Here is a 24756-nt window from a genome sequence, read left to right on the forward strand (position 1 = left end):
GGTCCAGCGCGATCTTTTTTGTGCGCTGGTCGGGGTGCGGATGGGGTCGCTGTGAGCGGCCTTGTGGGAGTCTGGGCAGGCCTGTCGTAACAACTGTGCGTGACCCCCGAGAGGGGTGCAATTGCACATATTAAATTGACCTGTTGTAGGACAGTGGTAAGTACCGCCCTTTCAAAAACTCATGCGGTGACTCCCGTCACATGGCCGGGCGGTTGTTGCCGACGGCACGGGTGCGCTAGTGGAGTAGCCGGTCTCCAGCGTCCCATGCGGGCAGGGGTGTTGGGGCCGGCACCGGTCACGCGCTGCGGGGACTTTCGTTCCCGGCTTCCTCGTCGCCCGCTTCGGGGACCCGGGTGCCCGCGTCCATCGCCAGCCGCAGCAGGCGATGGCAGATGGGGCAGTGGCGGGTGAGGTGCCGGTAGGACGAGGCGGCCGCCAGATGGGCCCTCAGCAGCGCCCGTGTCTCGTGCCTGACCGATGCCGCCATACCCCACCTCCGCGGACCGCACAGGGGAACGGGCCCTGTCTTCTGGGTACCGACGGAATGTGACGCCGTCAAGGGAGCGGGGTGGCTCCGCCGGTTCAGCCGCTCCCCAGGGGCCCCCGACCGGGCCCCCTGGGGGCTGCGCCCCCAGACCCCCGCCACGGCCCTGAAAGGGCCTTGTCCTCAATCGCCGGACGGGCTGGAAACACGGACCGGTACCGAGGGGCCGGCGGGATGCGCTGTGTCCGATTGCGGCTCCGCCGCGGGCGCGGCCTGCGTCTTGGCGGGTGGCGGGCAGCTTGGTGGTGGGTGGGGGATGGGCGAGGCTCGCGATCCGTACGGGATGCGGGCCTCACTCATATTGCGGTCCCGGTGGGTTGGCGAGTGCGCATTGGTGGTGTGGCATGCGGAAGGGCCCGCGTCCGTTGCCGGATGCGGGCCCTTCGTTGATGCGGTCCTGACGGGATTTGAACCCGCGGCCTCCACCTTGACAGGGTGGCGAGCACTCCAAACTGCTCCACAGGACCAGGTGTCGCGGCGCTCGGCTTGTGCACTGCGCTGCGAGAAGAGACTGTACAGGAGGTGAGCCCGCCTGGTCGAACTCACCCTCTGTGTCCGAACGATTACGGCACGGCCGCGTCGATCGCCTTCACGATCCGCTTGTCGGAGACGGGGTACGCGGTGCCGAGGGCGTGGGCGAAGTAGCTGACCCGCAGCTCCTCGATCATCCAGCGGATGTCCAGGACCGAGGAGGGGACCGGGCGGCCCTGGGGCAGCTGTTCCAGGAGCCAGGCGTACTCGTCCTGCATCTCGTGGACCTTCTCCATGCGCGTGGTGTCGCGCTGGACGTTCGTCGGCATCTGCTGCAGGCGCCGGTCCGCGGCCACCAGGTAGCGCATCAGGTCGGGCAGGCGCCGTATGCCCGCCCACGTGACGAATCCCGGCTTCACGAGGGCGTCCAGCTGCTTGCGTACGTCCGTCAGGTTTGCCAGCAGCGCGGGGCTGCGCACGGCCTTCAGGCGGCGCTCACAGGCCTGCCAGGCGGCCAGCACCTGCTGCACCTGGGCGACCGTACGAACCGTCGTGTCGACGATCTCCGCGCGCACCTTGTCGTACAGCTTCCGGTACGACTCCTCGTCCCAGGCCGGACCCCCGAAGTCCGCGATCAGCTTGTCGGCCGCCGCCATCGCGCAGTCGTCGAACAACGCCTGGACGGAGCCGTGCGGGTTCGCGGAGAGCGCCAGCTTCTGGGCGTTGGTCAGCTTCTCGGACGCGAACTTCGCCGGGTTCACCGGGATGTTGCGCAGGATCAGGCGCCGGGTGCCCTCCCACATGGCCTCGGCCTGCTCGGCCTCCGTGTCGAAGAGGCGGACGGAGACGGTGTCGCCGTCGTCCACGAGGGCCGGGTAGGCCTTGACCGGCTGGCCGGCCCGGCGGGTCTCGAAGACCCGGGTGAGGGTGCCGATCGTCCAGTCGGCCAGGCCCTTGCGCTCCAGGGACTCGCCGCCCTCGCGGGACGCGGTCGCCGCGGCCGCCTGGGACAGGGCCTTCCTCGCCTTCGGCTTCAGCCTGAGCTTCAGCGCCTCAAGGTCCTTGTCCTCGGCCAGCTTCCGGCGCCGCTCGTCGACGATCCGGAAGGTGATCTTGAGGTGGTCGGGGATCTTGGACCAGTCGAAGTCGTCGGCCTCGAAGGGGACGCCGACCATGCGCTTGAGCTCGCGGGCCATCGTCACCGTCAGGGGCTCCTGGAGGGGCACCGCCTTGTCCAGGAAGGTCCTGGCGTAGTTCGGCGCGGGGACGTAGTGACGGCGGATCGGCTTGGGGAGGGAGCGGATGAGTTCCGTGACCACCTCCTCGCGCAGGCCCGGGATCTGCCAGTCGAAGCCCTCGTCCGTGACCTGGTTGAGGACCTGCAGCGGGACGTGGACCGTGACGCCGTCCGCGTCCGCGCCCGGCTCGAACTGGTACGTCACCCGGAACTTCAGCGGCCCCTGCCGCCAGGAGTCCGGGTAGTCGGCCTTGGTGACCGCCTCCGCCGACTCCCGGATCAGCATCTCCCGCTCGAAGTCCAGGAAGTCCGGCTGCTCGTGCCGCCTGCGCTTCCACCAGGAGTCGAAGTGCGCGCCGGACACCACGTGTTCGGGCACCCGCTGGTCGTAGAAGTCGAAGAGCGTCTCGTCGTCGACCACGATGTCCCGGCGCCGCGCCCGGTGCTCCAGCTCCTCGACCTCGCTGAGGAGTTTGCGGTTGTCGGCGAAGAACTTGTGGTGCGTGCGCCAGTCGCCCTCCACCAGCGCGTTGCGGATGAACAGCTCCCGGCTCGTCTCCGGGTCGATGCGGCCGTAGTTCACCTTGCGCTGGGCGACGATCGGCACGCCGTACAGCGTGACCTTCTCGTACGCCATCACGGCCGCCTGGTCCTTCTCCCAGTGCGGCTCGCTGTACGTCCGCTTCAGAAGGTGCTCGGCGAGCGGTTCGACCCACTCGGGCTCGATCTTCGCGTTGACCCGCGCCCAGAGCCGGCTCGTCTCCACCAGTTCGGCCGACATCACGAACTTCGGCTGCTTCTTGAACAGCGCCGAACCCGGGAAGATCGCGAACTTGGCGTTGCGGGCGCCCAGGTACTCGTTCTTGTTGCCGTCCTTCACATCCTTCATGCCGATGTGGGAGAGGAGGCCGGCGAGGAGCGAGACGTGGATGCGGTCGGCCGGGGCGTCCTCCTCGGCGAGGTGGATGCCCATTTGCTTGGCGACCGTCCGCAGCTGGGTGTAGATGTCCTGCCATTCGCGAATGCGCAGGAAGTTCAGGTACTCCTGCTTGCACATCCGACGGAAGGAACTGGATCCGCGCTCCTTCTGCTGCTCGCGGACGTACCGCCACAGGTTGAGGTAGGCGAGGAAGTCGCTGGTCTCGTCCTTGAAGCGGGCGTGCTGCTGGTCGGCCTGGGTCTGCTTGTCGGCCGGGCGCTCGCGCGGGTCCTGGATGGACAGCGCGGCCGCGATGACCATGACCTCGCGGACACAGCCGTTCTTGTCGGCCTCCAGGACCATGCGGGCCAGGCGCGGGTCGACGGGCAGCTGGGCCAGCTTGCGGCCGGTGTCGGTGAGCCGTTTGCGCGGGTCCTTCTGCTCGGCGTCGAGCGCGCCCAGCTCCTGCAGCAGCTGCACGCCGTCGCGGATGTTGCGGTGGTCCGGCGGGTCGATGAAGGGGAACTTCTCGATGTCGCCGAGCCCGGCCGCGGTCATCTGGAGGATGACGGAGGCCAGGTTCGTACGGAGGATCTCCGCGTCCGTGAACTCCGAGCGGGCGAGGAAGTCGTCCTCGGAGTACAGACGGATGCAGATGCCGTCGCTCGTACGGCCGCAGCGGCCCTTGCGCTGGTTGGCGCTGGCCTGGGAGATCGGCTCGATGGGCAGCCGCTGGACCTTGGTGCGGTGGCTGTAGCGGCTGATCCGGGCGAAGCCGGGGTCGATGACGTACTTGATGCCGGGGACGGTGAGGGAGGTCTCGGCGACGTTGGTGGCCAGAACGATCCTGCGCCCGGTGTGCTGCTGGAAGACCCGGTGCTGCTCGGCGTGCGAGAGCCGGGCGTACAGGGGCAGGATCTCGGTGAACCGGTACTTCTTCTTCTCCAGGGCGTCCGCCGTGTCCCGGATCTCCCGCTCGCCGGAGAGGAAGACGAGGATGTCGCCCCGGCCTTCGGCCTGGAGCTCCTCGACCGCCTCACAGATGGCGGTGATCTGGTCCCGGTCGGCGTCGTCCGACTCCTCCTCCAGGAGCGGCCGGTAGCGGACCTCCACGGGATACGTCCGCCCGCTGACCTCGACGATCGGGGCGTCGCCGAAATGCCGGGAGAAACGCTCGGGGTCGATGGTCGCCGAGGTGATGACGACCTTCAGATCCGGCCGCTTGGGCAGCAGCTGGGCCAGGTAACCGAGCAGGAAGTCGATGTTGAGGGACCGCTCGTGGGCCTCGTCGATGATGATCGTGTCGTAGGCGCGCAGCTCGCGGTCGGTCTGGATCTCGGCGAGCAGGATGCCGTCCGTCATCAGCTTGATGAAGGTGGCGTCCGGGTTCACCTGGTCGGTGAAGCGCACCTTCCAGCCGACGGACTCGCCGAGCGGCGTCCTCAGCTCCTCCGCCACGCGCTCGGCGACGGTACGGGCGGCGATACGCCGGGGCTGGGTGTGCCCGATCATGCCGCGCACGCCGCGCCCCAGCTCCAGACAGATCTTCGGGATCTGCGTGGTCTTTCCGGAACCGGTCTCACCGGCCACGATGACGACCTGGTGATCGCGGATGGCCGCCGCGATCTCGTCCTTCTTCTGGCTGACCGGCAGCTGCTCCGGGTAGCCGATGGAGGGCACACGGGAGCGCCGCTCGGCCATCCGGACCTCGGCCTTGCCGACCTCCGCCTCGATCTCGGCGAGGACGGCGGCGCGGGCCTCCGGCTTACGGATCTTGCGCGCGCCCTCGAGCCGCCGGCCGAGCCGATGCGCGTCGCGCAGCGACAACTCGGTCAGACGGGGGGCGAGGGTGCCGAGAACGGGGGCGGGATGCGTAGACATACGCGGTCCAGGATCTCACCCCGCCCGAAAAACACGCGAACGATTTGCCCGCGCTGTTCAGAGGGTGCGCTGGGCCGGCGGTGCGGCGGCCGACGCTGCCGGGGTCCGGGGTGTCGCGGCCGGCGTACCACTGTGCTGCCCGAGCGCGATCGACCTCGCCGTGCTGGAGACGGCCTTGGTGCCCAGGTAGGCGGTGGTCATGCTGCTGACCGCGGTGCCCGGACTCATCGTCCCCCACCTCGCAGCTCGGCGATCCGCGCATCCACCTGCGTACGGTCGTAGCCGCGCCGGGCGATGTCGAAAGCGGGTGGCGCCTCCGGTGCCGTACCCGCGGCCAGGTCGGCCAGATAGGCGTCCACCTGGGCGCGGTCGTAACCACGCCGAGCGATGTCGAAACCCTGGAAATCCAGGAAACCCTGGAAGTCGTCTGCCACGTATGCCCCCCTACGACGAAGGCCCCGTTCACTGAACGGGGCCTTCTGGCGGTGGCTGGGGCCGGGTTCGAACCGGCGACCTTCCGCTTTTCAGGCCGCGTCCTGGCGGGGCGTCGCCTGATCATAGGGGGCGGACGCGTCGGGAGAGAGACGCCCTTGTGCGCTGCTGTTGGCGTACCGGTCGGCGTACGACGGCACCAACGACGACTAGCGCGACGTGGTCGGGTATGGAGTCGTCCCCGTGCGGCAGCGGAGGCCAACCGGCAGGGTGGTCCTCGGCGATGCCGACCCGGCGACTTTGCAAAGTCTTGTGTGGTTGTTCCGCATGCGTTTCCTGGCCGGTCCCAGGGCCACTTCCTGATCGGTCCTACGATCGGGCGGCCGCGGGCGGGGAACAGAATTTCGGGACGTGATGGTCCCGAACCGGTTGGCGCTATCCACGAGCCGCCGTCGGTCGGCGGCTTTCTCCCTGTCCGCGTGCGAGAAACCATCTTTCACCGACGGGAGATCTGAGTGTCCTCTGCCCACAGGGCCAGCGGGGGCGTAAGACGCAGGCGACGGGCGCGGAGAGTCGTTCCCGCTGCCGTAGCGCTTGCCGCCGCCCTTGCCGGCGTCTTCTCTTTGGCGTCCGCCCACGCTTCCCCCGCTGCCGTTCCCACTCCCGCCCCGGCGAAGGCCACGGTCGCCTCGCAGGCGCAGTTGACGGCTCGTGTGAAGGGGGCACTGCGGACCGACCACGCCTCGCAGACGCGGTCCAAGCCGTCCGCGACCGCCGCGACGCCGAGCACCGCGACGCCGACCGCCACGCCCTCGACCTCCGCGACGTCCACCGTCGACCCGAAGATCATCGGTGGTACGGAGACCACGATCGCCAAGGCTCCGTGGATGGCGCAGCTCTGGTACTACGACGACAAGGGCACCAGCGACACTTCGGACGACATCGGCTTCTTCTGCGGCGGCTCGGTCGTGTCCCCGACGAAGATCCTCACCGCCGCGCACTGCGTCAAGGGTTACAACTGGCACGCCAACGGCACCATCGTCACCGGCACGGACCAGCTGCCGACCGACAACAGCGACGGCTCGGTCGACCTGCACGGAGGCACCGTCTCCGGCGTATGGCGGCAGTGGAACCACCCGTCGTTCAACGCGACCACGATCGACAACGACATCGCGGTCCTGACGCTGCCGAACCCGGTCAGCGTCAAGCCCATCAACATCACCACGTCGAACGACACCTCGTCCTACGGGGCGGGCACCAGCGCAACCCTGTACGGCTGGGGACGCACGAGCTCCACCAGCGGCGACATAGCGCAGACGCTGCGCACCGCGACGCTGCCCATGGTCTCGGACGCCACCTGCTCCAGCACCTACACCACCGACTTCGTCGCGGGCCACATGGTCTGCGCAGGTACCCCGGCCACCGGATCGGACAGCGGCACCGTCGCGGCCTGCAACGGTGACTCGGGCGGCCCCTTGATCGTCGGCGGCAAGATCGTCGGCGTGGTCTCCTGGGGCGTCCAGGACTGCGTGGCCTCCGGCTCGTACAGCGTCTTCACGAAGGTGAGCACGTACGTCGGCGCGACGTACCCGCGCATCGACGACACCAACCTGAGTGGCGACGCCAATGCCGACCTGTTCGTGCGCCGCGCGTCCGACAACACCGGCTACGAGTACGACTCCAAGGGCACGTCCTTCGCCACCCGGATCTCCTGGGGCTCCTACAGCGACAAGAACGTCGTCCTGCAGACCGACCTCAACCGGGACGGCTACCAGGACCAGATCATCCGGCGTGCCTCCACCGGCGCCGTCTACTGGCGGCACTACATCCCCGCGAGCAACAGCTGGGCCACCACCCTGGTCTTCGGCAACTGGTCCACCCGTACGAAGATCGTCGCACCCGGCGATGTCACCGGCGACGCCCTGCCCGACCTGCTGTCGGTGACGGCGAGCGGGATCCTCTACGTCTACCCGGGCCTCGGCGACGGCACGTTCGGCTCGCCGGTCGCGGTCGGCAGCGGCTGGAACCAGTACAACGTGCTGCTCGGCCACGGCGACTTCACCGGCGACGGTAAGGCCGACCTGCTCGCCCGCAGCAGCAGCAACTCCGCCGTCTACCTCTACCCGGGTACCGGCAAGTCCGGTTCGGGGGCGTTCGGCGCCCGGATCCAGGTCCGTACGTGGGGCCAGTTCAACGCGTTCGACGCTGTCGGCGACATCACCGGGGACGGCAGGGCCGACCTCGTCGCTCGCACCCCGGCCGGCACGCTCTATCTGTACCCGGGCACGGGTAAGGCCACGTCCGACATCTTCGGCACGCCTGTGACGATCGGCACCGGTTGGCAGCAGTACAACCTGTTCGGCTGAGGCGGACCGTCGCAGAGCGGCCCCCGGCGTGTCTTCGAGACACGCCGGGGGCCGCGTCACACCGACCGGTGGGGTGCCATCCGCGCAACCGGCCGCTGGTACAGGGCGCCGGAGCGGCGGTGGGCGAGGTCCACGGTCCTGACGTGCGTGAAGCCCTGTGTCACGTAGTACCGCCCAAGGTCGGGATTCGTCTTCCAGGCGTCGACTCGAAGCCACGACTTACCCGACTTCGCGGCTTTTTGGGAAGCCCGGTCGAGCATGGAGGCACCCAACGAGATTCGCCCGGCTCATCGGCTGCCTGGAACCGTCCGTCCCCGTCCCCACACCGTTCCTCACCGGACCGCAGGGGGCGGGCAAGTCCACCGGCGGCCGGATGCTGGTGCGGATCATCGAAGGGATGAGTGGCGACCTGCGCCGGGCGCCGAAGGACGAGGAGAACATGATCACGGCTGTCGCCGCCGGATCGGTCACCGCCCTGGACAACCTCTCCCACCTGCCCCCCGACCTGTCCGACCTCATGTGCTGCATCGTCACCGGCGCCGAAAGCATCAAGCGCGCGCTCTTCACCGACGGCGACGTCGTCCGCTCCCGCTACCGGCGCCCCATGCTCCTGACCGGCATCGACGTCGGCGTCATCCGCCCCGACCTCGCCGAACGCCTCCTCCCGCTCCGTCTCGTACGCCCCCGGGTACGGCGGACCGAGGCGGAGCTGTGGGCAAAGTACGCGGAGATCCTGCCGGTCGTTCCACGCCGTCCTGCGTAGCGCACTCCAAAACGCAGTACGAGAAGAGCTGATCGTGCGGAACGCCGCACAGCTCGTGCAGGCCCCCACGTCCACCTACGACACCGGGAAGGGGCGCTCAGCGTCGCCGATGCCCGGCTCTTGCTCCGGGCGTCCGCAGAGGACCGGCTGCACGCGCTCTACGTGCTCGCCCTGGTCCTGGGGATGCGGCGCGGTGAGCTGCTGGGGCTCCGCTGGGACGCGATCGACCTGGAGCGCGAGACGCTGACCATCGAACGCGCGCTACAGCGCGTCGAGGGAGAGCTGCGGCTGGTCAAGCCCAAGACCAAGGCATCGGTCCGCACCGTTCCGCTCCCGCCCCTCGTGGTGAGGGCGCTCACCGAGCACGGAGAGCGGCAGGCCCAGGAGGCGCGCCGCCGCCGGCATGGGATGGAAGGAAGGGGGCTGGTCTTTCACGTCCCGTATCGGCACCCCGCTGGAGCCGGACAACCTCCGGCGGAGCTGGGACCCGCTCCGGAAGCGTCTCGGGCTGGAGATCCGGTTTCACGATCTCCGGCACTCAGCCGTCTCGTTTCTGCTCGATCTGGGTGTTCCGCCTCACATCGTCCGGCAGATCGTGGGACACAGCGACATCGGGGTGACGATGAAGGTTTACGCGCACACGTCCCTGGACGAGCAGCGAAAGGCGCTCCGGAAGCTGGGCGACACCCTCCCCTGAGAGCTGTTGGCGTACTGGTTGGCGTAGGCGACACGAAAGAGCCCCTCTCCAGTGATGATGGAGAGGGGCTCAAGCCCTGATGAGGGCGGCGGTGGCTGGGGCCGGGGTCGAACCGGCGACCTTCCGCTTTTCAGGCGGACGCTCGTACCAACTGAGCTACCCAGCCATGGCGTTTCACGTGAAACACCAGCGGTCCTGACGGGATTTGAACCCGCGGCCTCCACCTTGACAGGGTGGCGAGCACTCCAAACTGCTCCACAGGACCAAGCGTGCGTGCAACAGTGTCGCACACGGTATTGCGTGCCCCCAACGGGATTCGAACCCGTGCTACCGCCTTGAAAGGGCGGCGTCCTAGGCCGCTAGACGATGAGGGCTATCGGCCCGCCTGGGCGCTTCTCAGCGCGTCGGGGACGTGAGAAGCATATGGGATGGCGGGGAGGATCGCCAAAACGGTTTACGGGGAGGTGGGGGAAGAGGGGCTCGGGGTGCCCGGAGAAGGGGTGCTCTTCGGCCGGTTCTCGTCCGCCAGATGGCGGCTGACCTCGGCCGTCGCCTCGCCCAGCCCGCCCAGTTTGATCGAGTCCCAGGCCTGGAGACGGTGGCTGTCGCGGTCGAAGTAGAGGATCGAGGCCTCGATGGGCGCGGGGTACTTGCGCTCCACCGCCCGCAGCCCGCTCCCGCCCGTTGAACCCTCCATGCGCAGCCGGGTGCCGTAGGGCAGCATCTCGTCCCCCTCGTGGTGCAGATGGCCGCACAGCACCAGCGGCACCTGGCCGTCCGTCTCGCGGGCCGCGGACGGCTCGTGGGCGATCGCGACATCGACCGGGGTGCCGGCCGCCTGCTGGTCGCGCAGGGCGCTGGCCAGCCTGTCTCCCGCCAGCCGCTCGGCCGCGTCCCCGCCGGGCACCACCGAGCGGTCGGGGGTGAACTGCGGGTCGCCGATGCCCGCGAAACGCAGCCCCGCGACCGTCTGCGCCCGGCCGCCGTCCAGGACGTGCACGTTCTTCATGCGCTCCAGATAGCGCTGGGTGGTCCGGGAGTCGTGGTTGCCCCGCACCCAGACGTACGGCGCGCCCAGGTCCCGGACCGGGTCCAGGAAGCCGTTCTCCGGCGCCGTGCCGTGGTCCATCGTGTCGCCGGAGTCGACGATCACGTTCACCTTGTACTGCTCCACCAGCGAGGCGATGATCTTCCAGCTCGCCGGGTTGAGGTGGATGTCCGACACGTGCAGGACCCGGATGGTGGAGGGGTCCGGCTGATAGGCCGGGAGCGTGGAGGTGACGTCGTAGAGCTTCGTCACGTTCGTCACCAGACGGGCCAGTTCCTTCTGGTAGACGTCGAAGTCGGTGACGATGCTGCGCGCGTTGCCGACCACCGCCGGTGCCGAGGAGAGCAGCCCGGAGAACTTCGGCTCGAGGATCGACTTCGGGTTCCAGGTGGCGTAGGCGCTCGCCCCGGACGCGGCCAGCAGGGTCAGGGCGAGGCCGCCGGCGGCCAGGGCGGGGCGGGGGCTGCGGTAGACGGCGAGGCCGAGGGCCGTGGCACCGGCGACCACGGCGACACAGGAGCGCACGGCCAGGTCCAGCGTGCCGTGCTCGACGTCCCTGGCGACCTCGTCCTGGAGGCCGGAGATCCGCTCGGGGTGGTCCACCAGGGCCTGGGCGCGGAGCGGGTCCAGCTGGTCCACGTTGACGTCCAGGCGGACCGGTGCCACATGGCTGTCCAGGGTGAGCGCGCCCAGCGGTGAGACGTTGATCTTCGTGCCGCCGGTGAGTGACGGGCGCAGCGCCATCGTCGTGTTCACCGGGCCGACCGGGGCCCGTACGTTGCCGACGACCAGCAGGCCCAGCCAGGCGCCGGCGAGGACGACGGCCGTCAGACCGAGGGCGCGGAGCCAGGGGCGGGGGCGGGCGGCGAGTTCCAGGGCGGGGAGCGGGCGGGCGCCGCGACGGGCGGGGTGCTTGCGGTTCGTCGCGGGGTGCAGGCGGTTGGTCATCGTGCGGAGGGCTGCGACGGGGACGCGGACCATTGGTGCCGTATGCCCAAGTACCGGGGTGGATATGCGGTAGTACCGGGGTGGATATGCCGTGCCGCACCGCTCCCGTTCGGGCCGTCGTACCGGACAATGACCATGTGCTGGAGATGACGCGCGAGGAGTTCGAGGAACTGGTCGCGGAGGCGCTCGACCGGATCCCGCCGGAACTGATGCGGCTGATGGACAACGTGGCGGTGTTCGTGGAGGACGAACCGCCTGCCGGCGACCCCGAGCTGCTCGGACTGTACGAGGGCACGCCGCTGACCGACCGGGGCGAGTGGTACGCGGGCGTGCTGCCCGACCGGATCACCGTCTACCGCGGGCCGACGCTGCGGATGTGCGACTCCCGCGAGGACGTCGTCGCGGAGACCGAGGTGACCGTGGTGCACGAGATCGCCCATCACTTCGGCATCGACGACGCCCGGCTGCACACCCTCGGCTATGGGTGAGCGCCCTGGTGCCGTGGGTGAGCGCCGGTGCGGGCGCGGCGCGTGTCCTCTTGCGGGCGGCGGGAGTTGGGGAGGTTGACTCCTTTCCTCGCCTCCGGAGGTGGCCGCCGTGCGCCCCTTGCCCGTACCCGTCCGGCTCACCGTCACGGTGCTGGCCCTCGCCGCTGCCGCCGGTTGTGTGAACGTGGGTGACGACGCGGGCCCGGCCCGGCCCTCGCACTCGGCGGGGCGGCACGGCGGCGAGGCGCCCGACGGCGGCCCGGTGCACGGCGCCGGGGGTTTCGGCGGGCACGACGGCGCGGCCGACGACGGCAAGCACGAGCACGGCGGCAAGAAGAAGCCGGGGGAGGAGTCGGCCTCCCCGTCGGCCACCACCCCGTCCGGCGGGAGCAGCTCGCCCGCGGCCCCCGCCAAGCCCGGCGGGCCCGGCAGGACCGTCGACCCCGGGGGCCCGGCGCCGACCAATGCCCCGCCGACACCGCCGGCCACCTCCGCCCCGCCCCAGCCGCCCGCCTCCAGCCCGCCGCCGGCGACCTCCGAGCCCCCGTCGGCCGAGCCGTCCTCATCGGCCCACGGGGCGACGGGAACCCAGCTCGTCCAGCGCGAACCGGCACCGGAGCCCGGGGCGGGTGTCGGGTCGTGATCTCCGGGGCGCGAGAGGCGGCTCACCTGCGGGAACGAGGCCGGTTTGCCTTCAGGGGGGGTGGGTGCGTATGGTGGTAGATCGTTTGATCCCATTTGCCCGGCGCCACCACAGAGCGCGCCGTGTGGCGCGTACTCTCCCTTGCCGTGGCGGACCGCATTGAGGCGGTCGTGAGCGAATCACGGAGTTGACGGGCGCGTGCCGAAGAGACTCCGGAAGGTTTCGCATTCGCATGTCCGTGTCCAGTACTGATCAGTTCGTCGTGTCCGAGAACGAGTTCAACGAGCTCAACGAGCTCGACCAGGAGCTCTCCGACGCGACGTCCGAGGTCACCGAGGCCCCCGAGGCCGCTGACACCACCCCCCAGACCACCTTTGCCGACCTCGGCCTGCCCGAGGGCGTCGTGCGCAAGCTCGCGCAGAACGGCGTGACGACCCCCTTCCCGATCCAGGCCGCGACCATCCCGGACGCCCTGGTCGGCAAGGACATCCTCGGCCGTGGCCGCACCGGCTCCGGCAAGACCCTCTCCTTCGGTCTGCCGACCCTGGCCCAGCTGGCCGGCGGCCGCACCGAGAAGAAGCGGCCCCGCGCCGTCATCCTCACCCCGACCCGCGAGCTGGCCATGCAGGTCGCCGACGCCCTCCAGCCGTACGGCGACGTCGTCGGCCTGAAGATGAAGGTCGTCTGCGGCGGCACCTCCATGGGCAACCAGATCTACGCCCTGGAGCGCGGCGTCGACATCCTCGTCGCCACCCCGGGCCGCCTGCGCGACATCATCAACCGCGGCGCCTGCTCCCTCCAGGACGTGCAGATCGCCGTCCTGGACGAGGCCGACCAGATGTCCGACCTGGGCTTCCTGCCCGAGGTCACCGAGCTGCTCGACCAGGTCCCGGCCGGCGGCCAGCGCATGCTCTTCTCCGCCACGATGGAGAACGAGATCCAGACCCTGGTCGACCGCTACCTGAACAGCCCCGTCTCGCACGAGGTGGACGCGGCCCAGGGCGCGGTGACGACCATGTCGCACCACATCCTCATCGTGAAGCCCAAGGACAAGGCGCCGGTCACCGCCGCGATCGCCTCCCGCAAGGGCCGCACGATCATCTTCGTCCGCACCCAGCTGGGCGCCGACCGCGTCGCCGAGCAGCTGCGCGAGGCCGGTGTGAAGGCCGACGCGCTGCACGGCGGCATGACCCAGGGCGCCCGCACCCGCACCCTGGCCGACTTCAAGGACGGCTACGTCAACGTCCTGGTCGCCACCGACGTCGCCGCCCGCGGCATCCACGTCGACGGCATCGACCTGGTCCTGAACGTGGACCCGGCCGGCGACCACAAGGACTACCTGCACCGCGCCGGCCGTACGGCGCGTGCGGGCCGTACCGGCACGGTCGTGTCGCTCTCCCTCCCGCACCAGCGGCGCCAGATCTTCCGCCTCATGGAGGACGCCGGCGTCGACGCGGCCCGCCACATCATCCAGGGCGCCGGCGCCTTCGACCCGGAGGTCGCCGAGATCACCGGCGCCCGCTCCATGACCGAGGTCCAGGCCGAGTCCGCCGCCAACGCCGCCCAGCAGGCCGAGCGCGAGGTCGCCCAGCTCACCAAGCAGCTGGACCGCGCCCAGCGCCGTGCGACGGAGCTGCGCGAGGAGTCCGACCGGCTGGTCGCCCGAGTCGCCCGCGAGCGCGGCGAGGACCCCGAGGCCGCGGTGGCCGAGGCCCAGGCGACGGCGGCGCAGGAGCTCGCCGTCGTGGCCGAGGAGCCGGCGGAGCGGGAGACCGAGCGTGAGGAGCGTCCGGCGGCTTCGGCGCCGTACGAGCGCCGGGAGCGGCGCGGCCACGACCGCGACCGCGGTGGTTACGACCGTGGTGACCGCGGTGGGCGTGGCTTCGAGCGTCGTGACGACCGCCGTGACGAGCGCCGTCCGTTCGACCGTGACCGTGGTGAGCGTGGCTTCGAGCGCCGTGAGGAGCGGGGCGACCGTGGTGGGCGTGGCTTCGAGCGCCGCGACGACCGTCGGCCGTTCGACCGTGACCGCCGTGACGACCGCGGTGGCCGTTCCTTCGACCGTGACCGCGGTGACCGCGGTGACCGCGCCGGCCGCGGCTTCGAGCGTCGTGACGACCGCCGTGACGACCGCCGTGACGACCGTCGCACGTTCGACCGCGACCGTGGTGACCGGGGCTTCGAGCGTCGTGACGACCGCGGTGGCCGTTCCTTCGACCGGGACCGTGGCGAGCGTGGCGGCTTCCGCCGGGACGAGCGCGGCGGGCACCGGGGCAGCGACCGCCCGTTCAACCGCGACCGCCGCGACGACCGCCCGGGCTTCCGCTCCGGCGGCCACGAGCGCCCCTACGGCCGCCGTGACGACCACCGCGGCAACGGCTCCATCGGCCGCCGCGAGGACAAGCCGCGCTGGAAGCGCAACGGCTGAGCCCCCGCCACCTGAGGGTGACGGCTGACGCCGAGTGACCTGAGAAGGGCCCGTACGACCACGTCGTACGGGCCCTTTTTGGTCACCGAGTGACGCATGTCACGCCCCCGGTGAGGGAATTGCTGGGGGCATGACAGATGATGCGAGAGTGAGCGGGCAGCAGGAAACGTCCGGCCCGTACGGCCTGTCGGACGAGGAACGGCTGGCCCAGCTCGGTTACACCCAGGTCCTCGCCCGCCGGATGTCGGCCTTCTCGAACTACGCCGTCTCCTTCACGATCATCTCGGTCCTGTCCGGCTGCCTGACCCTCTACCTCTTCGGCATGACCACCGGCGGTCCCGCGGTGATCACCTGGGGCTGGGTGGTGGTGGGCCTGATGACCCTGTTCGTCGGCCTGTCGATGGCCGAGATCTGCTCGGCGTACCCGACCTCGGCCGGGCTGTACTTCTGGGCCCACCGCCTGGCGCCACCGCGTTCGGCGGCGGCCTGGGCCTGGTTCACCGGCTGGTTCAACGTGCTGGGCCAGGTCGCGGTGACGGCGGGCATCGACTTCGGCGCGGCCTCCTTCCTCGGCGCGTACCTGAACCTGCAGTTCGACTTCGAGGTGACCCCGGGCCGCACGGTCCTCCTCTTCGCGGCGATCCTGATCCTCCACGGCCTGCTGAACACCTTCGGCGTACGGATCGTCGCGTTCCTGAACGACGTGAGCGTGTGGTGGCACGTACTGGGCGTGGCGGTGATCGTCGGCGCGCTCGCCTTCGTGCCCGACCACCACCAGTCGGCGACGTTCGTGTTCACGAAGTTCGTCAACGAGACGGGCTGGGGCAGCGGCACGTACGTCGTCCTGCTCGGCCTCCTGATGGCCCAGTACACCTTCACCGGCTACGACGCCTCCGCCCACATGACCGAGGAGACCCACGACGCGGCCACGGCGGGCCCGAAGGGCATCGTCCGCTCGATCTGGACGTCCTGGATCGCCGGCTTCGTGCTGCTGCTCGGCTTCACGTTCGCGATCCAGTCGTACGACAGGGAACTGACGTCCCCGACGGGCGCGCCCCCCGCCCAGATCCTCCTGGACGCGCTGGGAGCGACGACGGGGAAGCTGTTGCTGCTGGTGGTGATCGGCGCCCAGCTCTTCTGCGGCATGGCCTCGGTGACCGCCAACAGCCGCATGATCTACGCCTTTTCGCGCGACGGCGCGCTGCCCTTCTCCCGCCTCTGGCACACGGTCAGCCCGCGCACCCGCACCCCCGTGGCGGCGGTCTGGCTGGCCGCGCTGGCCGCCCTGGCCCTCGGCCTGCCCTACCTGATCAACTCGACGGCGTACGCGGCGGTGACCTCGATCGCCGTCATCGGCCTCTACATCGCGTATGTCATCCCGACCTTCCTGCGCATCCGCAGGGGCCCCGCCTTCGAACGCGGGCCCTGGCACCTGGGCCGCTGGTCGGGCGTGATCGGCGTGGTCTCGGTGCTGTGGGTCGTCGCGATCACCATCCTCTTCATGCTCCCGCAGATCTCCCCGGTCACCTCGAAGACCTTCAACTACGCCCCCGTCGCCGTCCTGGTCGTCCTCGGCTTCGCCGCGACCTGGTGGCTGGCCTCGGCCCGGCACTGGTTCCTCAGCGGGGAGCGGGCCGCCACGGCCCCCAACCCGGTCGAAAAGTGACCATCCGAAGCCTTGGTCCCTCCGCGACGCGGCCGGGTCACCGATACCCGATCGGAGACACGGCCTCGTCCGGCTATGCTCGGACAGGCAACATCGCCTGGGCCCTTAGCTCAATTGGCAGAGCAGTGGACTTTTAATCCATTGGTTGTGGGTTCGAGTCCCACAGGGCCTACGGCTGCGGGCGAGGGGTTACCCCCTCTGACCTGCTAGGCAGCGTCCGCGTCGGCTTCGGCCGACTCGGGCGCTGTCTCTGTTTCGGGGGTAGGTGTTTGCCTACCCCAGAAGTAGGTTTCGGCCCATGGCACTTGCCGGCTCCCTCGCAGCAGCATGATCTCAAGGCCGCAGCGCGTGGCCTGGATGACGAGACGGGGGCGGATATGTGGCCGTTTCCAGTGGACGGGGCGGCGCCCTGGCCGGGGGGCGTGCTCGTGGCGTTGACCGCGGCCTGCGTCGTGCTGGCCTTCAGGGCGGAGCAGGCGCGGGACCGGCCGGGGCGCATCGCGCGACCGGCTGGGCGGATCGGGTGGCCGGTCGTGGCGGGGCTGGCGGGTACGGCGGCGTACGGCAGCGTGCCGACCCTGCTGTTCGCCCTGCACAACTCCGCCGGATCGGGCGGCTACGTCGTCACCGTGCCGGATCTGCAACCCGACGGGCTTCTCCCGGCGGCGCTGCTGATGGCCGGCCTGCTGGGTACCACGCTGCTCACCTCGGCGAGCGTGCCCAGGCGGTGGGTGCTGCCCGTGGTCGCGGCGGTGACCGGCGAACTGCTGGAATGGACGTACTGGCTCACGCATTCCTCTGCCGGCTATGGGCAGACGCTGCTGAACGTCCTGGTGGGCTGTGTGAGCGTCCCGGTGCTCGCCGCCCTCGCCGGTGCGGCTCTGCTCCGGCCGGCGAGCGGCAGGCCCGCGCGTCTGGCCGGAGCCGGCGCGCCGAGGTCCGCGCGCTGGGCCCTGCTGCTGCCCGCCGTCGTGGTGATGACCGGTGACCTGCTCGGTCTCGATCTGTGGCAGTTCGCGTCACCGGGCACAGGGATCGGGCCGGCGGTGGTGGGCTACCTGGGGGGACTGGCACTGCTGACGGCCGTCGTGGCCGGGCTGGTGCGGTGGCCCGGGGCGGCGGCGAACGTGGCTGTCCTGGGGCTGGTGGGGATCGGGGCGTATGACGTCGCCCAGAGCGGGTTCGGACAACACCTGGTGGTGGTGCGGAGGTTCGGCTCCCCGCCCGGGCCGGCGCCGTCCCTCCCCATCGAGACCGCTCACCATGCGTCGGTCCTGGGCGGCATCCAGGGGGCGGTGCTGCTGGCCCTCGGGCTCTGGCTGCTGCCCAGAACCGTGCTGGCGGATGCCGGCCGGCTGCTCGGGAGGGGGCCCGATCCGGCGCTGGCCCGGCGGGTGCGGGAGCTGACCGAGACGCGGGCCGAGGCGGTCGGCTCCGCGGCCGCGGAGCTGCGCAGGATCGAGCGGGACCTGCACGACGGCGCGCAGGGACGGCTGGTCACCATCGGGATGAACCTCAGGGTGGCCGAGGAGATGATCCACAGCGATCCGCACGAGGCCGCAGCACTGGTCGTGGAGGCCCGCGTCGCCTCGGCGGCGGCACTGGAGGAACTGCGCGGCCTGATCAGGGGGATGCACCCGCCGATGCTGGCCGACCGGGGCCTGGGGGAGGCGGTCCGGGCGCTCGCGCTGGACCTGCCCCTGCCCTGTGAGACCGAGATCGATCTGTCCGAGCGGCTCGACGCGCCGCTGGAGTCGGCCTGCTACTTCGCCGTCGCCGAGGTGGTCACCAACGCCGTCCGGCACGCCTCGGCGCAGGGCGTCCGGATCCGCATGGCCCGGACGGACGGGCTGCTGCGCATCGAGGTGGTCGACGACGGGGTGGGCGGCGCGGATCCCGCCCGGGGCACCGGGCTGGCCGGGGTGGAGCGACGGCTGGCGGCCTTCGACGGCATCCTGGCGGTCAGCAGCCCGCCCGGAGGGCCGACGATCGTGGTCATGGAGGTGCCGTGCGCGTAGTCGTCGCGGAGGATCTCTTCCTGCTGCGGGAAGGGCTGGTCAGGCTCCTCAAGGCACGCGGGTTCGAGATCGTGGCGGCCACCGACAGCGCGCCGGGCCTGCTCGGCGCGCTGCTGGAGCTCCGGCCGGACCTCGCGATCGTGGACATCAGGCTGCCGCCCACCCACACCGATGACGGACTCCGTGCGGCGCTGTCCGCCCGGGAACGGATACCCGGGCTGCCGGTCCTGCTGCTCTCGCAGTACGTCGAGCAGATCTACGCCCAGGAACTGCTCGCCGACCGGGCCGGAGGGGTCGGTTACCTGCTCAAGGACCGGGTGTTCAGCGACGACCAGTTCGTCGACGCGATCCGTACGGTCGCCGCGGGCGGCACGGTCATGGACCCCGAAGTGGTCACCAAGCTGCTCGGCCGCCGCAGCCGCGGCGAACGCGGGTCCCTGGCCAGGCTCACCGAGCGAGAACGTCAGGTGCTCGAGCTCATGGCCGAGGGACGCTCCAACAGCGCCATCGCGAACCGGCTCTTCATCAGCGAGAAGGCCGTGTCCAAGCACAGCACCGGCATCTTCACCAAGCTGGAGCTCGCCCCCTCCGACGACGACAACCGCCGTGTGCTGGCCGTGCTCGCCCATCTCATGTCCGCGCCACGTGAAGGCCGCGTTCCACCGAACCACTGAGCTGATCAGGACCGGAACACCGCCCGGCCCGGGCCGACGGCCCAGGGGCCGGGCGTGGCCCGGTGCTGCCCAAAAACCCAGGGAGGGTCCGTGACAACCACGCCGTTCATGAACCGAGAGGGCATGACACGCCGCCGCATGCTCGGAGCCGCGCTGGCGGCCGGGGCCACCGTACCGATAGGCGCCGCACGCCAGGCGTGGGCGGCTTCGGCCGGCCCGGGTCCGGTGCAGCTCACCCTGCCCGTGCCCACCGGACCGTACCCGGTGGGCACGGTGCCCCTGCACCTCGTCGACACTTCACGGCCGGACCCCTTGGCCGGCCCCGGGCATCACCGCGAGCTGATGGCCGCCGTCTGGTACCCCGCCCGGGGCGTCGAGCGGTATCCACGGGCCCGCTGGACGTCCCCCGCAGTGGCGCGGGCACTCCTCGCGTCGGCGGGCTTTCCGGCCGATGTCGCGGTGGCGCCGCTCACGGCCGGCCACGAGGGCGCACCGGTGCTGCGAACGGGCCGACGACTGCCCGTCGTCGTCTTCTCGCACGGCGCGCACGATCACCGGGCGGACACCACCATCGTGGTGCAGGAGCTCGCCGGCCATGGGTATGTGGTGGTCACGGTGGACCACACGTACGACGCCTTCAGCGTGTTCCCCGGCGGCCGGCTGACCATTCCGCTCGACCAACCCGCCCTGACACCACGGGACTTCGCGGCCGACATCCGGTTCGTGCTCGACGGTGTCGAGGACCTCGCGGCCGGGCGCAACCCCGACGCCGAGCACCGGCCGCTGCCGGACGGTCTGCTCGGCGCCCTCGATCCGCGGCGCATCGGCATGTTCGGCTGGTCGAAAGGCGCGACAGCGACGGCCTTCGTGATGAGCGAGGACCGTCGCGTGCGGGCCGGGCTGAGCTTCGACGGGCCGATGCAGCCGACGGTCACCACCGACCTGGACCGGCCGTTCATGCTGATGACCGCCGAGTTCCCCCGGGCCACGGAGCCGAGCGTGGCCGAGTTCTGGTCGCACCTGCGCGGCTGGCGGCTCAACATCCAGGCGGAGGGTGCCGTGCACTCGTCGTACTGCGACGTCCAGTTCCTGGTCCCGCAGCTGGCACAGGCCGTCGGGATGAGCGACGCGGACCTCCAGGGCTGGATCGGCACCCTCGATCCCGCCCGGGCGGTGCGGATCCAGCAGGCGTACCCGCTCGCCTTCTTCGACCTGCACCTGCGGCACCGGGGGCAGGGGCACCTGCTCGACGGTCCGTGCCCGGCCTTCCCTGAGGTGAAGTTCATGGGCGGTGAGCCGGACGGAACCCGGGGACGGGTTTCGCTGTCTTCCAGGCCGACCGCCTCGCCGCGTCAGAGGCCGCGGGCGTCCATCAGGTGAGGATGGCTTACACCCACCGGGGACGGGCGCCCTCGCGATTGACGTGAGCACAACAACTCCAAGGTAGTGCCATGATCACCAGCCCCCCTCCACTCGGCCTCCCCGGACCCGTTACGGGTCAGCGGCGGCACCGCGCGGCCGACCTCGGCGTCCGCATCCGGCGAAAGTCCGGTGCCTGATGCCGACCGCCGTACGCGCACAGGAGTCGGGCACCGCCACCGCTGAGTCGCCGCGCGTCGAGCGACGGTGGGACTGGCCCGTGCTGGTGGTCTGCGCCGTGTCCGCACTCGTGGTGGGCCTGCTGTCGCCCGCCGACACCTCGCAGGAGGCATGGGGCCTGGCGGCCGCGCTGGGTTACGGCTGTGCCGCACTGGTCGCGGCGAGGTCGTCCGCAGCGTGGGCGCCGGCCCCCGCCGTGGTCGCGGTCGTCGGCGCGGTCGCCGTGCCCCTGCTGTACCTCACGGTGATCGGCAAGGAGCAGATGGAGGTCGGCGTCGTGGAACGGGCGGCCGACCTGCTGTTCACCACCGGAAACCCGTACCACCCCGCACCGCACGCGGTGCGGGACTTCAATCCCTACCTCCCCGGCATGACGCTCTTCGGCATACCGCACATGCTGTTCGGCGACGCCCCGTTCACCAGCGCCCGGTTGTGGTTCCTCGCCGGTTTCCTGGCGGCCGTAGCGGGCGCGATACGGGTGCCGGCCAACGGCCGGGACGCGGACGCCGGCCGGTTCAGCACCCCGCGCGGGGTCACCGGCACGACGGGCGTGTTGTGGCTGTCCGCCTGTCCCGTCGTCGCGCTGCCGCTCACCATCGGCGGCGTGGACCCGCCGGTCATCGGGTTGATGTGCCTGGCCCTGGCCTTCGCGCAGCGGGGCGATGCCGGACGGGCCGGGCTGGCCCTGGGCGCGGCGGCCGCGCTGAAGTGGACCGCCTGGCCGGCCATCCCGGTGCTCGTCGCCGTGCTGGCGGTGCGCGGCGGGCGGCGTGCCGCGGGCAGGTGCGCGGCGGGAGCCGTGGGCATCGCCCTGCTCGCCGTCCTGCCCGTGGCCCTGGCGGACAGCGGTGCCTTCTACCGCAACGTCGTCCTCTACCCGTTGGGGCTCGGTCCCACGGCGTCGTCCGCGCAGAGCCCCTTGCTGGGGCACTTGATCGCCGTGCTGGTCCCGCACGGCGACGCGGTCACGATGGCACTCATCGCGCTGAGCGCCGCGGGTGTGGGCCTCTCGCTCGTCATCCGCCCGCCGTCGAGCGCCGTGGCCGGTGCCGACCGGCTGGCACTCGGTCTGATCCTGGCGATCGTGCTGTCCCCGGCGACCCGCATCGGCTACGCCATCTACCCGATCGTCCTGCTGGCCTGGCCCCGCTTCGCCGCCGCGCTGTCGGCGGGGCCGGTCGGCGAGCCCGCCGCGCGCCGAACTCCAGGAGCCCGTACGGGAGTCGGTCAAGCAGGATGAGGCGCGCCTTTCGCGATGCGCCCGCTGCCGTGGCTACCGCTGACCATCCCGCCGCAGCCCCCGACCCGACACACCCACGTCCACTCGGCCCCCCGACGTCCTGTGCCAGGTACTCCGGGGGCTTCCTCGAAGAACTCGCCGGGACGTGGCGGTGACACCGCGGTGAGCCGGCTCACGCCTCCGGCTTGGTGGCGCGGACGATCGCCGAGTGCATGCCGTCCGCGACCGGGTGTGTCGGGGTGATGTCCACGGCCGTGAAGCCCGCGGCCTCCAGGTCCTCCCGGTATTCGGTGAAGGACGACGCGCCCGCGATGCAGCCGACGAAGTCGCCGCGCCGGGCCCGCTGTTCGCGGCTGAGGGTGTCGTCGGCGACGACGTCCGTGACGCCGAAACGGCCGCCGGGCCGCAGGACGCGGAAGGCCTCGGCGAACACGGCGGGCTTGTCGACGGACAGGCTGATGACGCAGTTGGAGATGACCACGTCGATCGTGTCCGGGGGCAGCGGGATCGCCTCGATGGTGCCCTTGAGGAACTCCACGTTCGTCGCACCCGCCCGCGCCGCGTTGGCCAGGGCGAGGGAGAGCATCTCCTCGGTCATGTCCAGGCCGTACGCCTTCCCCGTCGGCCCCACGCGGCGGGCGGAGAGCAGGACGTCGGCTCCGCCGCCGGAGCCGAGGTCCAACACGCTCTCGCCCTCACGGAGTTCGACGACCGTGGTGGGGTTGCCGCAGCCGAGGGAGGCGGCGACGGCCTCGGCGGGCAGGGCGGCGCGCTCGTCGGCGGCGTAGAGGGCGGCGCCGAAGTCCTCGTCGGCCTCGACCGGCTGGGGGCCACAGCAGGCGGTGCCGCCCTCGGTGACCTTCACGGCTGCCGCCGCGTACCGCAGGCGGACGGCTTCACGCAGATCGATGGACTGTTCACTCATGGCTTTACCTGCCTGTATCGATATCCATTGATACAATCTTGTGCCCGTGTGTCGAAGGATGTCAATATAGAAGAATGTCGAAACAAGTAGCTGTGGCGCTGGGTCGGGACGCGGCCGGCGGCTGCTGCGCCGGACTCGCGTCCGCACCGCTGGCGGACGAGCGGGCGGCGGCGCTGGCGAAGGCGTTCAAGGCCCTCGGGGACCCGGTCCGGCTGCGGCTGCTGTCGATGATCGCCTCCCGCGAGGGCGGCGAGGTCTGCGTGTGCGAGCTGACGCCGGCCTTCGAACTGTCCCAGCCGACGATCTCCCACCACCTCAAGCTCCTGCGCCAGGCCGGTCTGATCGACTGCGAGCGCCGTGGGACCTGGGTGTACTACTGGGTGCTGCCCGGCGCCCTGGACGAGCTGGCCGCGTTCCTGGCGACGCCGCGAGCCGAGGCGCAAGCCGTGCCACGAGCCGAGGCGAAGGACGCGCCGCACGCCGCCGGAGTCACCGCATGACCGCGTCCCTCGGCCGCCGTGTCGCCGCCGAGGCGTTGGGGACCGGGCTGCTGGTGGCCGTCGTCGTGGGCTCCGGCATCCAGGCGACCGAGCTGTCGCACGACGTCGGCGTGCAGTTGCTGGCCAACTCCCTGGCCACCGTCTTCGGTCTGGGCGTGCTGATCACACTGCTCGGGCCGGTCTCGGGCGCGCACTTCAACCCCGCCGTCACCCTCGCCACCTGGTTCACCGGCCGCCGCACCGGCTCCGGGCCGAGCCTGCGGGAGGTCGCCGCGTACGTGCCCGCGCAGATCGCCGGGGCGATCGGCGGCGCGGTGCTGGCCGACGCGATGTTCGCCGAGCCGCTGGTGAGGTTCTCCGCCCACGACCGGTCCGCCGGCCACCTCTGGCTGGGCGAGGTCGTCGCCACGGGCGGGCTCATCCTGCTCGTCCTCGGCCTGGAGCGCACCGGCCGCGCCCCCCTGGCCCCGGCGGCCGTGGCCTCCTACATCGGCGCCGCCTACTGGTTCACCTCCTCCACCTCCTTCGCGAACCCCGCCGTCACCGTCGGCCGTGCCTTCACCGACACCTTCGCCGGAATCGCCCCCGCCTCGGTCGCCCCGTTCGTCGGGGCGCAACTGCTGGGCGCCGTACTCGGGTCGGCCGCCGTGGCGGTCGTATACGGGTACGGGCGTCACGCGCGCCCGGCGGACGACGACGGCGCCGTACCGCACGCCGAGCCCGAACCCGCCGTCTCCTGACCGCCCTTCCGCCCGCAGGGACAGCCGCGAGGACAACTGCCAAGACACCAGACACCTGCCCAGACACCTGCAAGGACACCCATGAGCTCCGCCGCCCCGCGCCCCTCCGTCCTCTTCGTCTGCGTCCACAACGCCGGCCGTTCCCAGATGGGCGCCGCCTTCCTCACCCGCCTCGGCGGCGACCGGGTCGAGGTCCGCTCGGCCGGTTCCGCGCCCGCCGACGCGGTCAACCCCGCCGTGGTCGAGGCCATGGCGGAGGTCGGCATCGACATCTCCGCCGAGACGCCGAAGGTCCTCACCACCGAGGCGGTGCGGTCCTCGGACGTGGTCATCACGATGGGCTGCGGCGACGCCTGCCCGGTCTTCCCCGGCAAGCGCTACCTGGACTGGCAACTGGACGACCCCGCCGGGCAGGGGGTCGAGGCGGTCCGCCCGATCCGGGACGCCATCGAGGGACGGGTGCGGGTCCTGCTCGCCGACCTCGGAATCACACGGACTTCCTGACCCTGGAACAAGACGTACGGTCGAT

The 24756-nt window shown here is 70.9% G+C and carries 19 protein-coding genes, 5 tRNA genes and 1 pseudogene; 15 read left to right on the forward strand and 10 right to left on the reverse strand.

The window, feature by feature from the left end:
- Positions 1–295 precede the first annotated feature (295 nt).
- The 5 genes from ACWGJ5_RS09370 to ACWGJ5_RS09390 all read right to left on the reverse strand — a co-directional run bounded on the left by ACWGJ5_RS09370 (position 296) and on the right by ACWGJ5_RS09390 (position 5486).
- Positions 296–487: a DUF6274 family protein gene (locus ACWGJ5_RS09370; protein ID WP_453309127.1), complete on the reverse strand. Its 192-nt coding sequence runs from the start codon at positions 485–487 to the stop codon at positions 296–298.
- A gap of 449 nt (positions 488–936) precedes the next feature.
- Positions 937–1011 (reverse strand) — tRNA-Asp (locus tag ACWGJ5_RS09375).
- A gap of 96 nt (positions 1012–1107) precedes the next feature.
- Positions 1108–5052, reverse strand: coding sequence for an ATP-dependent RNA helicase HrpA (gene hrpA, locus ACWGJ5_RS09380; protein WP_453309128.1), 3945 nt, complete (start codon positions 5050–5052; stop codon positions 1108–1110).
- A 57-nt stretch (positions 5053–5109) separates the two neighbouring features.
- Positions 5110–5280, reverse strand: a complete 171-nt coding sequence (locus ACWGJ5_RS09385; protein ID WP_453309129.1) for a hypothetical protein — start codon at positions 5278–5280, stop codon at positions 5110–5112.
- Positions 5277–5486 (reverse strand): DivIVA domain-containing protein, encoded by a 210-nt coding sequence (locus ACWGJ5_RS09390; RefSeq protein WP_453309130.1) that lies wholly within the window; start codon positions 5484–5486, stop codon positions 5277–5279. The genes ACWGJ5_RS09385 and ACWGJ5_RS09390 overlap by 4 nt, the downstream gene beginning before the upstream one ends.
- 513 nt (positions 5487–5999) lie before the next feature.
- Here ACWGJ5_RS09390 and ACWGJ5_RS09395 point away from each other — a divergent pair.
- The 3 genes and pseudogenes from ACWGJ5_RS09395 to ACWGJ5_RS09405 all read left to right on the forward strand — a co-directional run bounded on the left by ACWGJ5_RS09395 (position 6000) and on the right by ACWGJ5_RS09405 (position 9310).
- Positions 6000–7850, forward strand: coding sequence for a trypsin-like serine protease (locus ACWGJ5_RS09395; protein ID WP_453309131.1), 1851 nt, complete (start codon positions 6000–6002; stop codon positions 7848–7850).
- A 280-nt stretch (positions 7851–8130) separates the two neighbouring features.
- Positions 8131–8595, forward strand: a pseudogene (locus tag ACWGJ5_RS09400) (ATP-binding protein); the annotation flags it as partial.
- Between the two features lie 421 nt (positions 8596–9016).
- Entirely contained in the window at positions 9017–9310 is a 294-nt protein-coding gene (locus ACWGJ5_RS09405; protein WP_453309132.1) for a tyrosine-type recombinase/integrase, read from the forward strand.
- 92 nt (positions 9311–9402) lie between these two features.
- Here the strand turns inward: ACWGJ5_RS09405 and ACWGJ5_RS09410 are convergent.
- From ACWGJ5_RS09410 to ACWGJ5_RS09425, 4 genes are all read right to left on the reverse strand, one after another.
- Positions 9403–9476, reverse strand: a tRNA-Phe gene (locus ACWGJ5_RS09410).
- 24 nt (positions 9477–9500) lie between these two features.
- Positions 9501–9575 (reverse strand) — tRNA-Asp (locus ACWGJ5_RS09415).
- Positions 9576–9611: 36 nt separating this feature from the next.
- Positions 9612–9684: transfer RNA gene (locus tag ACWGJ5_RS09420), tRNA-Glu, on the reverse strand.
- Positions 9685–9764: 80 nt separating this feature from the next.
- A complete protein-coding gene (locus ACWGJ5_RS09425) occupies positions 9765–11306 on the reverse strand; it encodes a metallophosphoesterase family protein (RefSeq protein WP_453309133.1) in 1542 nt (513 codons plus the stop codon).
- A 137-nt stretch (positions 11307–11443) separates the two neighbouring features.
- Here ACWGJ5_RS09425 and ACWGJ5_RS09430 point away from each other — a divergent pair, with 137 nt between their 5' ends.
- From ACWGJ5_RS09430 to ACWGJ5_RS09470, 9 genes are all read left to right on the forward strand, one after another.
- A complete protein-coding gene (locus ACWGJ5_RS09430; RefSeq protein WP_453309134.1) occupies positions 11444–11794 on the forward strand; it encodes a metallopeptidase family protein in 351 nt (116 codons plus the stop codon).
- 109 nt (positions 11795–11903) lie between these two features.
- Positions 11904–12437 carry a hypothetical protein gene (locus tag ACWGJ5_RS09435; protein WP_453309135.1) on the forward strand — a complete coding sequence of 178 codons (534 nt, stop codon included), beginning with the start codon at positions 11904–11906 and terminating at the stop codon, positions 12435–12437.
- A 232-nt stretch (positions 12438–12669) separates the two neighbouring features.
- Positions 12670–14865, forward strand: a complete 2196-nt coding sequence (locus tag ACWGJ5_RS09440) for a DEAD/DEAH box helicase (RefSeq protein ID WP_453309136.1) — start codon at positions 12670–12672, stop codon at positions 14863–14865.
- 130 nt (positions 14866–14995) lie between these two features.
- Entirely contained in the window at positions 14996–16531 is a 1536-nt protein-coding gene (locus tag ACWGJ5_RS09445) for an amino acid permease (protein WP_453309137.1), read from the forward strand.
- 99 nt (positions 16532–16630) lie between these two features.
- A tRNA-Lys gene (locus tag ACWGJ5_RS09450) sits at positions 16631–16703 on the forward strand.
- A 256-nt stretch (positions 16704–16959) separates the two neighbouring features.
- On the forward strand, positions 16960–18549 hold the full coding sequence (locus ACWGJ5_RS09455; RefSeq protein WP_453309138.1) for a sensor histidine kinase: 1590 nt from the start codon (positions 16960–16962) through the stop codon (positions 18547–18549).
- Positions 18540–19223 carry a LuxR C-terminal-related transcriptional regulator gene (locus ACWGJ5_RS09460; RefSeq protein ID WP_453309139.1) on the forward strand — a complete coding sequence of 228 codons (684 nt, stop codon included), beginning with the start codon at positions 18540–18542 and terminating at the stop codon, positions 19221–19223. The genes ACWGJ5_RS09455 and ACWGJ5_RS09460 overlap by 10 nt, the downstream gene beginning before the upstream one ends.
- A 90-nt stretch (positions 19224–19313) precedes the next feature.
- Positions 19314–20603 (forward strand): alpha/beta hydrolase family protein, encoded by a 1290-nt coding sequence (locus ACWGJ5_RS09465; RefSeq protein WP_453309140.1) that lies wholly within the window; start codon positions 19314–19316, stop codon positions 20601–20603.
- A gap of 178 nt (positions 20604–20781) precedes the next feature.
- A complete protein-coding gene (locus ACWGJ5_RS09470; RefSeq protein WP_453309141.1) occupies positions 20782–22062 on the forward strand; it encodes a glycosyltransferase 87 family protein in 1281 nt (426 codons plus the stop codon).
- A 172-nt stretch (positions 22063–22234) separates the two neighbouring features.
- On the opposite strand, the gene arsM is transcribed toward ACWGJ5_RS09470, so the two are convergent.
- Positions 22235–22987, reverse strand: coding sequence for an arsenite methyltransferase (gene arsM / locus ACWGJ5_RS09475; RefSeq protein WP_453309142.1), 753 nt, complete (start codon positions 22985–22987; stop codon positions 22235–22237).
- Positions 22988–23061: 74 nt separating this feature from the next.
- On the opposite strand from arsM, the gene ACWGJ5_RS09480 reads away from it, so the two are divergent.
- From ACWGJ5_RS09480 to ACWGJ5_RS09490, 3 genes are all read left to right on the forward strand, one after another.
- A complete protein-coding gene (locus ACWGJ5_RS09480; protein WP_453309143.1) occupies positions 23062–23487 on the forward strand; it encodes an ArsR/SmtB family transcription factor in 426 nt (141 codons plus the stop codon).
- Complete coding sequence (locus ACWGJ5_RS09485; protein ID WP_453309144.1) at positions 23484–24227, forward strand: aquaporin; 744 nt, start codon at positions 23484–23486, stop codon at positions 24225–24227. Before ACWGJ5_RS09480 ends, ACWGJ5_RS09485 begins: the two co-directional genes overlap by 4 nt.
- A gap of 81 nt (positions 24228–24308) precedes the next feature.
- Positions 24309–24731, forward strand: coding sequence for an arsenate reductase ArsC (locus tag ACWGJ5_RS09490; protein WP_453309145.1), 423 nt, complete (start codon positions 24309–24311; stop codon positions 24729–24731).
- Positions 24732–24756: the final 25 nt, after the last annotated feature.

Source organism: Streptomyces sp. NPDC054783 (genome assembly GCF_053611725.1).